Origin of the sequence: Stenotrophomonas sp. (assembly GCF_032056425.1) — a bacterium.
Lineage (GTDB): Bacteria > Pseudomonadota > Gammaproteobacteria > Xanthomonadales > Xanthomonadaceae > Stenotrophomonas.
This window is the reverse complement of sequence record NZ_DAMBCN010000010.1, coordinates 111938-124138: the sequence shown is the minus strand read 5'-3', so window position 1 is coordinate 124138 and position 12201 is coordinate 111938. Positions and strand designations below refer to the sequence as shown.

9 protein-coding genes and 1 pseudogene are annotated in these 12201 nt (G+C 66.5%); 8 read left to right on the top strand and 2 right to left on the bottom strand.

Features of this window, described 5'->3' with window-relative positions; translation table 11 throughout:
* The 7 genes and pseudogenes from RTY46_RS09130 to RTY46_RS09100 form a co-directional block, all read left to right on the top strand.
* Positions 1–501 (top strand): annotated as a pseudogene (locus RTY46_RS09130) (hypothetical protein); the annotation flags it as partial.
* Complete coding sequence (locus tag RTY46_RS09125) at positions 492–1592, top strand: hypothetical protein (protein WP_312707924.1); 1101 nt, start codon at positions 492–494, stop codon at positions 1590–1592. The pseudogene RTY46_RS09130 and the gene RTY46_RS09125, both read left to right, overlap by 10 nt.
* A gap of 89 nt (positions 1593–1681) precedes the next feature.
* On the top strand, positions 1682–2356 hold the full coding sequence (locus RTY46_RS09120) for a hypothetical protein (RefSeq protein WP_312707923.1): 675 nt from the start codon (positions 1682–1684) through the stop codon (positions 2354–2356).
* Between the two features lie 16 nt (positions 2357–2372).
* A complete protein-coding gene (locus tag RTY46_RS09115) occupies positions 2373–4037 on the top strand; it encodes a CsgG/HfaB family protein (protein WP_312707921.1) in 1665 nt (554 codons plus the stop codon).
* Positions 4038–4198: 161 nt separating this feature from the next.
* Positions 4199–5848, top strand: a complete 1650-nt coding sequence (locus tag RTY46_RS09110) for a M28 family metallopeptidase (protein WP_312707920.1) — start codon at positions 4199–4201, stop codon at positions 5846–5848.
* 163 nt (positions 5849–6011) lie between these two features.
* Positions 6012–7271, top strand: coding sequence for a histidine kinase (locus tag RTY46_RS09105; RefSeq protein WP_312707919.1), 1260 nt, complete (start codon positions 6012–6014; stop codon positions 7269–7271).
* Positions 7261–8031 (top strand): LytTR family DNA-binding domain-containing protein, encoded by a 771-nt coding sequence (locus RTY46_RS09100; protein ID WP_312707918.1) that lies wholly within the window; start codon positions 7261–7263, stop codon positions 8029–8031. The genes RTY46_RS09105 and RTY46_RS09100 overlap by 11 nt, the downstream gene beginning before the upstream one ends.
* A 72-nt stretch (positions 8032–8103) precedes the next feature.
* Here the strand turns inward: RTY46_RS09100 and RTY46_RS09095 are convergent, their stop codons facing one another.
* The gene (locus RTY46_RS09095; RefSeq protein ID WP_108748360.1) at positions 8104–8718 is read right to left on the bottom strand and encodes a hypothetical protein; all 615 of its coding nucleotides are present in this window, start codon (positions 8716–8718) and stop codon (positions 8104–8106) included.
* Between the two features lie 309 nt (positions 8719–9027).
* Here RTY46_RS09095 and RTY46_RS09090 point away from each other — a divergent pair, with 309 nt between their 5' ends.
* Positions 9028–9954 carry an oxygenase MpaB family protein gene (locus tag RTY46_RS09090; RefSeq protein ID WP_312707917.1) on the top strand — a complete coding sequence of 309 codons (927 nt, stop codon included), beginning with the start codon at positions 9028–9030 and terminating at the stop codon, positions 9952–9954.
* 75 nt (positions 9955–10029) lie between these two features.
* Here RTY46_RS09090 and RTY46_RS09085 read toward each other — a convergent pair whose 3' ends face one another.
* A complete protein-coding gene (locus tag RTY46_RS09085) occupies positions 10030–12141 on the bottom strand; it encodes a M13 family metallopeptidase (RefSeq protein ID WP_312707916.1) in 2112 nt (703 codons plus the stop codon).
* Positions 12142–12201: the final 60 nt, after the last annotated feature.

Below are 12201 nucleotides of genomic sequence, written 5' to 3'. Positions count from 1 at the left end.
GCCCATGAGCTGTCCAAGACGCTGTCGTCCAACACCGGTGTGGGCCTGCTGCCGCCGGCTTCGGGCCAGGCGATCGGCGGTGCCATGGCCGCGCGTTTTGCCGACGGTAAGGTCTACCAGCTGAAGATTCCCGAGGCCGATTACCTGATCACCGTGAAGGTGGATGCGCTGAAGAACGGCGTGATCGAAGAGACACCGGCAATGAAGACGATGCTGTTCGGCGCGTTCTTCACTGCAACGGTGACCGAGCCGTTCTCGGGCAAGGTCTATTTCGAACAGCCGCTGCGCAAGGGCGCTACCAAGGTGGTGCCGGTCACGCAGTGGCAGGTCGACCAGTGGTCGGCCAGCTACGAAACCCTGCTGGCAGGCTTCGATGCCTTTGCTGGCGCCGCCGCCAAGCGTGCCGATTCGCGCGCCTGGCTGGACGAACAGAAGCCGGGTGGCAACCCGTTGCAGCAGCAGACCAAAGCCCTCCAGGAGTTGATCAAATCATGTCGTTGATGCGTACCATCCTGCTCATCCTCATCGCCCTGGCGGTGGCCTCGCCGGTCGCTGCACAGACCGCCAGTTCCCGCGGTACCGGTTCGGCCAGCTACAGCCTGCGCCTGAGTGCCGGCACCCGCGCCGAAGCCCTTGAAAAGGCCAAGGTCAATGCACTGGAGGCGTACATCGCCGAAACCGGTGCGGCCAAGCTGCGCCTGTTCGAGGCGCGTCGCGCCGAATTCATCGGTGAAGTCGACCGCTACGTGCTCAGTGTCGTGCAGCTGTCGGACAACGAAGACAAGAAGGCCAAGACCTACAGCGTGACCGTGCGTGCGGAAATCAACGCCACGCTGCTGCAGACCAAGCTGGATGCAGGCTCGGCCGTGGCCGGTGCCACCGCAGCGCAGCGATCGCTGCTGACCTTCCTGTTCATGGCGCGCTCGCAGGACACCGTGCAGTCGTTCCAGGACAAGGAATACCGTCGGGTCGACGCCAGCAGCAGCTACAGCGAGAACACCCGCGAAGGCGACTCGTTCCGCGGCAACTCGGTCAGCACCAATGGCAGCATCAACCAGAACGGTTCGGTGTCGGTCACCAGCGGCGGCAGTACCACCGCGCGCGCCGACAACATCACCTGGAAGGTGGCCAACGCGGCCGAGGTGAACACCGCCATGACCGGTGCCTTCAGCGCCGCTGGCTATGAAGTGGTGGAAGCGGAGTACGTGGAAGGTGAGTCGCGCGGCCTGCTGAACATCGAACGCATCCGCAAGGATTTCAGCACCGGCAACGACCTGGCCCCGGCCACCCTGCGCGACACCGCCAACGGCATCCGCGCAGCCAATATTCCGTACATCGCGGTGGGCACGCTGGACGTGGGCATGCGCGATCGCGATCCGGCCAGCGGCAACACCCGAGTGTTCGTGACCGTTACCGGCAAGGTGCTGGATGTGACCGGTCGTTTCCCGCGCACCGTGTCGTCGGTCGGCCCGGTGCAGTACTCCGGTACCGGCCCGAATGAAACCGTGGCCCGTACCAACGCGCTGCAGCTGGCGGCCGAGAAGGCCGCGCAGCAGATGATCAACGAATTGAACGTGAAAGCGGTTCGCTGATTCCCAGCGTTCCAACGCCGGGCCTGGCCCGGCGCTACCCCGTTTCCCGCGTGCCGCGCCGCGGCCGTCTCTCTCATAAAGGAAATCCCATGATCCGCACTACCGCTCTTGCCGTGGCCATTGCCGCCGCCACCCTGTCGATGCCGGCGCACGCCCAGTTCGGCAAGTTGAAGGACCTGGCCGGTGCCGCCACCGGTACCTCCAGCAGCGCCTCCAGCGCCGGCGCGCCGGACGAAGCTGCACAGGAAGCGCTGGTGCGTCGTTTCGTCAGCTCGCAGTCGCATTCGCTGCAGGCGCAGACCTCGTTCGCCCGTGCTTTCGGCCTGGCCGAGCAGGTGCAGCTGCTGGAAGCCGAGCGCCAGGCGCTGTCCTCGGGTTCGGTGAGCGTGGATGCCATGAAGAAGTCGGTGTCGGTGAGCGAATCCGCCCAGGCCGCCATTGATGAGCGCGTGGCCGCGCAGCCGGAACTGAGTGCCGAATCCAAGCAGCACTACGCCGAAGGCCTGGTGTCGATGCTGGCCTCGGCCGCCGAGGCACGGAAGCTGGGCGGCGAAGCCAGCAACTTCACCGCCGGCATGAAGAACCTGGGCGCCACCCAGCTGGCCACCGTGGGCCGCAAGCTGGCTGCCGGTGCATGGGTCGCCAAGGAATCGCCGGGCTTCATCAAGGGCCTGTACAGCTCGTCCAAGTCGGCCGTCACCTTCGCCAAGAAGAGCAAGGTGAAGGTGCCGTCCAACGCCGATTCGCTGCTCGACAGCCTCTGATACCAGGTCCATGTCCATGCGTACCACCACCCGATTGATCGGCTTGGGCCTGGCCGCTGCCCTGTTGGCGGCCTGTGGCGACAAGGAAGCCCCGGCGGAGAACACGCCGGCCCCCGCCAAGGAGAAGGCCGCCAGCGCGCTGGCCAGCAACGCCCCGGTGGACGATGCGCCGCTGCGTGGCACGCCGGATTTCGGTGGCACCACACAGGTGGCACGCGAGGCCGACGGCATTGGCAGCACGCCGGAACTGGCGGTGCTCGCTGCCCTTCAGTCGGCGGTGGCGCAGGTCAATGGCGTGCGCGTGGCCAGCCAGATGCAGGGCCTGCGCGCAGGCCTGCATGTGGACGTGGATGGGGAGCACGTTGGCGATATCCGCGCCGACGCGTTCACCCAGCAGATGATTGCCGGCTCGCAGGGTGCGGTGCTGGGCTATGAAATCCTGTCGCAGGACGAAGTGCGGCAGCTGGATGAAGAGACCATCGCCCGCGTGCGCGCCAGCGACGAAGGCTGGAGCTTCAAGGGTGAGGCCTCGGCCAGTGCGTCCGGCCAGGCCTCGGCGAAGGCCTCCGGTGGCGGTGGTTCGGCCGAAGCCAGCGTCAAGGAAAACTACGAAGAGAAGGTGAAGGTGGATGCCAAGCGCGGCGCCAGCTCGTTCGATTCGGACGTGACCCACCGCAGCATGCGCAGCTACTGGAAAGTGCGCGTGCGCGCGCAGATTGCCCAGTACCGTGCACCGGATGAGCAGGGCAAGCCGAAGATCGTGGTGGCCCTGCCGCGCACGAAGTCCGGCAGCTACGCCGTCGGCGATGGCCGCGTGGATGCCAATGAAGTGGCCGATGCGATCCGTGCGCGGCTGTCCGATACGCTCACCCAGACCCAGCGTTTCATCGTGCTCGACCGTGAGTTCGGCGATGAGCTGCAGGCCGAGATCGACCACATCAACAGCGGCAACGTACGGCTGCAGGACACCGCACGCATCGGCCAGCAGCTGGCGACCGACCTGATCCTGATTCCCACCATCGAACGCTTCGAGTACCCGCGCAGCGTGCGCAACCTGCGCATGTCCGATCGCCAGGTTACCTCGTATTCCGGTGGCGGCCGCATCACCCTGCGCCTGGTCAATGCCACCACCGGCCAGGTGGTGATGTCCGACAGCTTCGACCACCAGCTCGCGTCGACCGGCCCCAGTACGCTGCCGCGCGTGGTCAATGGCCGCAACATGGCCGCGTCCATGATGGAATCGCTGTCGGGGCAGATCGGTACGACCATCGTCACCACGCTGTTCCCGGTGTCGGTGGTTTCGGTGGACGGTGACCAGGTGGTGCTGAGCCAGGGCGGCGAAACGCTGCAGGCCGGCCAGCGCTGGCAGGCGGTGCGCCTGGGTGAGGAACTGAAGGACCCGCAGACCGGTCGTTCGCTGGGCCGCAGCGAACACCCGTGCTGCACGATCCGTATTGATCGCGTGGCCGCGCAGACCTCCTACGGCACCATCGAAGATGGTGTGGACGCAACCCGCGGTGGCTTCCGCCCGGGCCAGATCGAGCTGCGGCAGAAGCTGGGCAGCAAGCCGGCCGCTGCTGCCACGGCAAGCGCATCGGCGGCCCCGGCCACCAGCGCGCGCCCGGCGTCCAAGCCGAAGCCCAAGGCCGCCGCGGCCCCGGCTGAAGACCCGAACTGGTAAGACATCGCGCGGGGTCAGATCCCTTTCCCATCGGGAAAGGGATCTGACCCCTTCGCGTTTCACGTTGCTTCAGTCGAGCATGGCTCGACTCTACAGGGTTGCAGCGCGCAACCCTGCCCAACGCCTTACACTCCGGTAGGTTTGTCCTGCTGGAGAGAGCAATGAAACGAGTGGCACTGGGCCTGCTGGCCCTGTCGGTGAGCAGCGCGTTGATGGCGGCCACGCCGAAGTTCGATGGCGCGCGTATTTCCGCCGACGTGAAGGAGCTGGCCTCCGATGCGTACGAAGGTCGTTCGCCGGCCACCGCCGGCGAACAGAAGACCATCGCCTACCTCAGCAAGCAGTTCGCCGACGCGGGCCTGCAGGCGGGCGGTGACTTGAAGGATGGCAAGCGCCTGTGGACTCAGGCCGTGCCGCTGCTGAAGGGCGATATCGTTGGCGCGCCGCAGCTGGCGCTGCACCAGGGCGGCAAGACCGTGCCGCTGCAGCAGGGCAGGCAGATTGCCGTGCGCGCGGCCATGAACGGCGCCAGCGCGGTGGATATCAGCAAGGCGCCGCTGGTGTTCCTGGGGTATGGCGTGAAAGCGCCGGAACGCAACTGGGACGACTTCAAGGGCGTGGACCTGAAGGGCAAGATCGCCGTGGTTCTGATCAACGACCCCGACTTCGAAACCGGCAAGGGCGACTTCGACGGCAAGGGCATGACCTGGTACGGGCGCTGGCCGTACAAGTACGAAGAGGGCGCACGCCAGGGCGCGCTGGGCGTGCTGATCGTGCACGAAACCGCACCTGCCTCCTACGGCTGGGCCACGGTGGCCGGCTCCAACACCAACACCATGTTCGACGTGGTGCGTGACAACCCGGCCGATACGCATCCGACGCTTGAAGGCTGGATCCAGCGCGATCTGGCGGTGGACCTGTTCCGCTCGGCCGGCCTGGATTTCGAGGTGCTGAAGAAGAAGGCGCAGCAGCGCGACTTCACCCCGGTGCCGCTGACCGGTGCCAGCCTGGACGCGAAGTACGCGGTAAAGACCGAAGTGATCACCTCGCACAATGTGGCCGCGCGCGTGGAAGGCAGCCGCTATCCGGACGAGACCATCGTCTACAGCGCGCACTGGGACCACATTGGCGTGGGCGAGCCCGATGCCCGCGGCGACCGCATCTTCAACGGTGCCTTGGACAATGCCAGTGGCACCGCATCGCTGCTGGAACTGGCCCGCGGCTTCGCCAAGGGCCAGCGCCCGGAGCGTTCGGTGCTGTTCCTGGCGGTCACCGCCGAGGAAAAGGGCCTGCTGGGTTCGGAGTACTACGCCACCCACCCGCTGTACCCGCTGGAAAAGACCGTGGCGATGATCAACATGGACGGCATGGCGCCGTTCGGTCCGTCGCGTGATTTCGGCATCTACGGCACCGCACGCTTCGAGCTGCTGGACCAGTTGAAGGACGTGGCCAAGGGCTGGGACATCCGCTACACCCCCGATCCGAAGCCGGAAGCGGGCCTGTTCTTCCGTTCCGACCACTTCTCGTTCGCCAAGCGCGGCGTGCCCGCGCTGTCCTGGTCGGCCGGCCAGGACTGGGTGGACGGTGGCGTGGCGGCGGGCAAGAAGGCGTCCGACGATTACACCGCCAAGCGTTACCACCAGCAGGGCGACGAGTGGCAGCCAGACTGGGTATTTGCCGGCGCGGCACGCGACCTGGAAGTGCTCTATACGCTGGGCAGCCAGCTGGCCAACTCGCGCAGCTGGCCGAACTGGAGCACCGACGAGTCGTTCCGTGCGGTGCGTGACGCCAGCGCCGACCAGCGCAAGTAAGGGAAAGCGGGGCACCGCCCCACCGACCTTCGGTAGCGCCGGGCCATGCCCGGCGTTGCTGTAACAGCTTCCATCCCCACTTTCCGGGGCTTCGTCGCAGGCCGCTTGTCTGCCCGGTGGGCCGACCTATGCTCGGCTCACCCCCTTCCTGCAAGGCGCTGCCGTGATCGCCAGCCTCACTCTCATTCTCCGTCACCTGTTGGCCTGGGCCGTGGCACTGCTGGTGGCGGGCATGGTCTGGAGCGGCATCTTCAGCGGCATGAACGATGGTCCGGGCTGGATCTTCGGCCTGCTGGCGATGTTCCTGATGATTACCGCGCTGGGCAGCGCCATTACCCATGTGCGCCGGGTGTGGATGGTGGCCGGCAAGCTGGACGGCAGCACCCTGTCTGGCCGCCAGCGGCGGCAGGTGGAACTGCCCATGGACGCTGGCCAGGCCTACGCGGTGGTCGAGGCGGCGATGGCCGAGCTGCCGCGCGTGGAAGACGTGGAAAATTCGGCCGGCAGCCTGCAGGTGCGCGCCTACGTGCGCCGCGTGGACCCCTGGAACGGCCGCCAACCCTCGCGCTGGAACCTGCCGGCGCGGCTGGCGATCAAGCGCAACAGCGTGCAGGCCACGGTCACCCCAGGGCAGGGCACCAGCACGGTCACCCTGCTGTTCGAGCCCGATGCCGGCTGGTGGGCCGATCTGCTGGCGCTGGATGAAGGCAGCAACTATGAGAACGCCGAAGCGGTGACCCGCGCGATCAGCCGCCGGGTGGCCGACCAGCGCCGCGACGAACAGGCCGCCGCCGAACAGACCCAGGTGGAAAAGGAACTGTCGGTGGCGCGGCTGAACCTGCTGCACGCGCAGGTGGAACCACACTTCCTCTACAACACCCTGGCCAACGCGCAGGTGCTGACCCGCACCGATCCGGGCCGTGCCGAACAGATGCTCGGCCACCTCATCCAGTACCTGCGCAGTTCGCTGCCGCAGGTGGACGAATCGGTGTCCACGCTGGGCGTAGAGCTGGAGCGTACCCGCGCCTACCTTGAAATCCTGCGCATCCGCATGGGCGCACGCCTGGTGGTGGACGTGCAGGTGCCCAATGAACTGCACAGTGTGCACCTGCCGGCCATGGCGCTGCAGACGTTGGTGGAAAACGCGATCAAGCATGGCCTGGAACCCAAGCCTGGCGGTGGCACGATCTGGATCCTGGCGCGTGGTTTCGATGACCATGTGACGGTAACCGTGGCCGACGATGGGCTGGGCTTCGGCCAGGGCACCAGCGGTACGGGCATCGGCCTGAAGAACCTGCGCGAGCGCCTGCGCCTGACCTGCGGCGAGCAGGCCGGCGTGGCCATCGTCGCCAATTTCCCAAGCGGCGTGGCCGCTACCATGACCCTGCCGCAGCCGGCCAAGGAACGCAGCCATGCCACTTGAAGCCCTGATCGCTGAAGACGAGGAACTGCTGCGGCAGTCGCTGGTGGAACAGCTGGGCCGGCTGTGGCCGGAACTGAAGCTGGTGGCCGAATGCGAGGATGGCGCCAGCGCACTGGAACAACTGGCCGAGAAGCAGCCGGATATCGCCTTCCTGGATATCCGCATGCCCGGCATCAGCGGTATTGAAGTGGCGCGCTCCCTGTCTGAACTGAGCCCGCGCACGCAGGTGGTGTTCGTGACCGCCTACGACCAGTACGCCATCGATGCGTTCGAACAGGGCGCGATGGACTACCTGTTGAAGCCGGTGAGCGATGAGCGGCTGCTGGCCACGCGTGAGCGCATCCTGGCGCGGCTGCCATCCACGCGCCAGGACGATGCGGTGCTGGAACGGCTGCTGCAGCGGTTTGGCCCATCACAGGCGCATCCCGAACGTCCGCCGCTGGCCTGGATCACCGCCAGCAATGGACGCGAAACGCAGTTGATCATGCTCGACGACGTGATCTACTTCCGCGCCGACAACAAATACACCACGGTGGTGACCGCCGCTGGCGAGAGCCTGCTGCGCACGCCGCTGCGCGAATTGCTGGAGGCACTGGACCCGCAGCAGTTCCGGCAGATCCACCGGTCCACCATCGTGCACATGAAGGCCGTGGCGGCGGTCAGCCGCGACGATACCGGGCGGGGGGTACTGCGCCTGCGCCAGCGCCCTGAAACGCTGGTGGTCAGCCAGCCGTTCATGAGCCTGTTCCGCGGCATGTAGCCCATGCCGTAAAGAACAACGCCACCGTGGCAGTGCACGGTGGCATTGTGGCTCCCCCCGTTTTCCGGGCGATCAGAACGCCGGCTGCAGCGTCATGTCGTGGTGGTGTTCGGTTTCGCCTACATGGTTCAGCCGGCCCACCAGTTCCGAGTGCTGCTTCATGCGCCCGATCTCGGTCATGATGCGGATGTCCTCGTGGCGCAGCTCGCGCCTGGCGGTGACCGCCTGCTTGTAGTCCAGCACTTCCGGATAGTGCTCGGCCAGGTCCAGGGCTTCGGCCACGCATTCCACGCTGTCGGCACTGGAACTGATGCGCGCGCGGCTGTTGAAGGCCTTCATCCAGCGTTCGAAGCCGGCGGTGTGGTCGAACATGTTGGCCATGAACCAGATGACGAACAGGATCGACACCCACGAACCGAACACGATCACCACGCGGGTGAAGGTGATATGGAAGTCGTCGCGCCACAGGTAGTTGGCGATCAGGCCCAGGATCAGCAGCGATGCCGCCTGCCAGCCCACGATGGAAGCCATCAGCCACTGGCACTTGGCCTTGGCCAGCACGGCCACTTCATCGCGGATCTGCTGCTCGCTCAGGTTGCGCCAGTGCGCGACCTGTTTTTCGAACGGGCTGCTGTACAGCTCGTTGTCCCGCAGCAGCATTCCCAAACCCTTGAACAAAGCAATCATGGCTGGCTCCTTTCTGGAACGTGCGTCGATCAGCATTGGACGATGTGGCAGGTTCAGTTCTAGCACTTCCAGCGGCCGGTGCAATGGGCGCAAAGCGAAGGGGCGCAAGGGTTTTGCCTGAATGCGTGAAGGTTGGTGCGGTGCAGCATCGCATTCAGAGGCTGCGACAAGATGTCGCAGGGTGAATCGTGCTGCGTGCGCACATGCCGACGCCTGACGGCCGGCAGGCTCGCCGCCGCCCGCACGATCGCCCAGAATCAAGCCGGACCGCGCAGAACCCGGTCGATTCCGCCACCCACTGGACCCCGTATGCCGCCGTTGCTGCACCGCTTCACCCGCCCGGTTACCGCGCCCATCCGCCGCTGGGTGCTCGACGCCTTCCCGCGCGGCCAGAGCGGCATCGATTACGACCACCCGCAGGGCGATCCGGGTTGGTTCGGGCCGGACAGCATCACCTGGCGCGTGCATGCCGAACTGCCGTCGATGCTGGCCGGGGGCCTGTGTGCATTGATGTTGCAGACCCTGCATCCGCGCGCGCTGGCCGGCGTGTACGACCACTCCAACTTCCGCCAGGATCTGGTGGGGCGGCTGCGCCGCACCACGGCGTTCGTGGCGGGCACCAGCTACGCGCCCAGCGGTGAAGTAGAGAAGCTGGTGGCCCGGGTGCGCCACATCCACGCGCAGATCCGCGGGCGCACCGCGCAGGGCCAGCCGTATGCGGCGGATGATCCGCAGCTGCTCACCTGGGTGCACGTGACCGAGGCCTACGGTTTCCTGCAGGGATACCGCCGCTATGGGCGGGACGTTCCCGAAGCGATTGCTGACCGCTACTACGACGAGTACCGCCGCGTGGCCGAGGCCTTGGGTGCGGTGGATGTGCCGCGCAGCGAGGCGGAGGTGTCCGCCTATTTCTGCGCGCGGCAGCCGGAGCTGCTGGCCGATGCGCGCGCGCGCGAAGTGCTGGACGTGCTGTCTGCGGTCAACCTGCCGGTGCCGATCCCGGGCCTGTCGCGCGCGGTGTTCCTCGGCGCCGGTGCCGCGCTGCTGCCCGACTGGGCCGAAGCGATGCTGGAACGCAGTGCCGGCCAGCGTACGCAGGCAGCCGCGTCGGCCAAGCTGATGCAGGGCATGGCACCGTTGTTCCGCCGCGCGTTGCCCGATGGCCTGGCCACCCGCGCCTGCGCGCGCATGGGCGTGCCGGTGGAGGTATTGCGCGAGTGGCCGGCCGCGCGGTGATCCACGTTGCCCATCCACGCGTGGCGTGGATCTACTAAACGAAACGGGCGCCTTTCGGCGCCCGTTCGCATTACATCACCATACCTTGACCCGCTTTTCCGGGGCCAGGTACAACTTCTGGCCATCCTTCACTTCAAACGCCGGGTACCAGGCGTCGATGTTGCGCACGGTCAGCGCACGGAACTGGCCCGGTGCGTGCACGTCGGTCAGCAGGCCGTTGCGCAGCGCCTGCTCGCGGCTCTTGCTGCGCCACGCCTGGGCAAAGCCCAGGAAGAAGCGCTGGTCCGGGGTGAAGCCTTCCAGGGTCTGGCCGGGCTTGCCCTGCAGCGACAGCTGGTAGGCATCGTAGGCGGTGCCCAGGCCTGCCACGTCGGCAATGTTCTCGCCCAGCGTCAGCTTGCCGTTCACATGCACGCCGGGGAACGGCTCATAGCTGCTGAACTGCGCGGCCAGCGCATCACCGGCGGCGTTGAACTGCTTCAGGTCTTCGGCGGTCCACCAGTTGTGCAGCTTGCCGGTTTCGTCAAACAGGGCGCCGGCGTTGTCGAAGCCATGGCTGATCTCGTGGCCGATCACTGCGCCGATCGCACCATAGTTCACTGCATCGTCGGCGGCACCGTCGAAGAACGGCGGCTGCAGGATCGCGGCGGGGAACACCAGGCGGTTTTCCAGCGGCACGTTCATGGCGTTGATGGTCTGCGGCAGCATGGCCCACTCGCTGTGGTCCACCGGCTTGCCCAGCTTGGCGATGTTGCGCTCGTATTCGAAGCGTTCGGCACGCTGCGCATTGCCCAGCGGATCGTCGCGGCGGATTTCCAGGCCACTGTAGTCACGCCACTTGTCCGGGTAACCCATGCCCACGGTCAGGCCGGCCACCTTGGCCTTGGCGCTGGCCTTGGTCTGCGGTGACATCCAGGCCAATGCGTCGATGCGCTTGGCGAAGGCGGCAATGATGTTCTTTGCCATCTCGTCGGCGCGTTCCTTGGTCTTCGCGTCGAAGTGCTTTTCCACGTAGCGCTTGCCGATGGCTTCGCCGACGGCGTGGTTGGCATCGTCCACGGCGCGCTTCCAGCGCTCGCTCTGCTGCGGCGTGCCGCTCAGCGCGGTGCCGTGGAAGGCGAAGCGGGCGTCGGCGAAGGTCTTGGGCAGGTAGCTGGCGGCGCGGTCCAGCGCGTGGAAGGTCATGTAGTCCTTCCAGGCATCCAGCGGTTCGGTGGCCACCAGCTTGGACAGGCCGGCCACGGCCTTGGGCTGCCAGACAATGAAGTCCTGCTGCTGGCCCAGCTTGGCCGCTTCCAGGAACGCGGCCCAATCCATGCCTGGTGCCTTGGCGCTGAAATCGGCCTGGGTCCACGGATTGGCACCCTTGGTCACGTCGTTGGTTTCTTCCTGGGTGGCGTGTGCCTGGGCGATCTTGGTTTCCAGCGCCAGGATACGCTGCGCCTTGCCGGCCGGGTCGGCCACGCCGGCCAGCTGCAGCACCTTGGCGATGTAGGCCTGGTACTGCTTGCGCAGCTCGGCCATGCGGCCATCGCCCAGGTAGAAGTCGCGGTCGGGCATGCCCAGGCCACCCTGCACCAGGTACGGCGCGGTGCGGTCGGGCTGCAGCAGATCCACCGACACCCAGAGGCCGAACAGACGGTCGGTGTAGAAGTTGGTGGCGTTCAGCAGGTCCACGTCGGCGCGCATGTCCTCGCCCAGCGCACGCGCCAGGCCGGCCTTGTCGGCGATCGCGCCGATGGCCTGCAGCTGCGGCTGCACCGGGGCCAGGCCGCGCTTTTCAATGCCGGCTTCGTCCATGTAGGCGGCGTAGTAATCGCCGATCAGCTTGTCATCGCCGCTGGCCTGCGCATTGCCTGCCGCGCCTTCCAGGATGGCGCGGGTATCGGCCTGGGTCTTCTCGGCAATCACGTTGAAGCTGCCGAAGCGCGAACGGTCGGCCGGAATCTCGGTGTTCTTCACCCAGCTGCCGTTGGCAAAGCCGAAGAAGTCGTCGCCGGCGGCGATGCTGCGGTCCATGCCGCTGGCATCGAAGCCGAAGCTGCCCAGCATCGGCTTGGCAGCGGCCGGGGCGGTTTCGGCAGGCGCGGCGGTGCCTGCCGCCGGTTCGGCCGGGCGATCGCAGGCGGCCAGGGACAGGCTGGCGAGAATGGCCAGCGCCAGGGTGGGACGGCGCAGCTTGGACATGGACTTCTCTTGCGACGGAAAACCCCAAGTCTAATCCCCCGTGGCGGCGCTGGACGCGCG

Excerpts from the sequence above, each read along its gene's own strand:
- RTY46_RS09125 (WP_312707924.1), top strand. The coding sequence starts at position 492 with ATGTCGTTGATGCGTACCATCCTGCTCATCCTCATCGCCCTGGCGGTG.
- RTY46_RS09120 (WP_312707923.1), top strand. The coding sequence starts at position 1,682 with ATGATCCGCACTACCGCTCTTGCCGTGGCCATTGCCGCCGCCACCCTG.
- RTY46_RS09115 (WP_312707921.1), top strand. The coding sequence starts at position 2,373 with ATGCGTACCACCACCCGATTGATCGGCTTGGGCCTGGCCGCTGCCCTG.
- RTY46_RS09110 (WP_312707920.1), top strand. The coding sequence starts at position 4,199 with ATGAAACGAGTGGCACTGGGCCTGCTGGCCCTGTCGGTGAGCAGCGCG.
- RTY46_RS09100 (WP_312707918.1), top strand. The coding sequence starts at position 7,261 with ATGCCACTTGAAGCCCTGATCGCTGAAGACGAGGAACTGCTGCGGCAG.
- RTY46_RS09095 (WP_108748360.1), bottom strand. The coding sequence starts at position 8,718 with ATGATTGCTTTGTTCAAGGGTTTGGGAATGCTGCTGCGGGACAACGAG.
- RTY46_RS09090 (WP_312707917.1), top strand. The coding sequence starts at position 9,028 with ATGCCGCCGTTGCTGCACCGCTTCACCCGCCCGGTTACCGCGCCCATC.
- RTY46_RS09085 (WP_312707916.1), bottom strand. The coding sequence starts at position 12,141 with ATGTCCAAGCTGCGCCGTCCCACCCTGGCGCTGGCCATTCTCGCCAGC.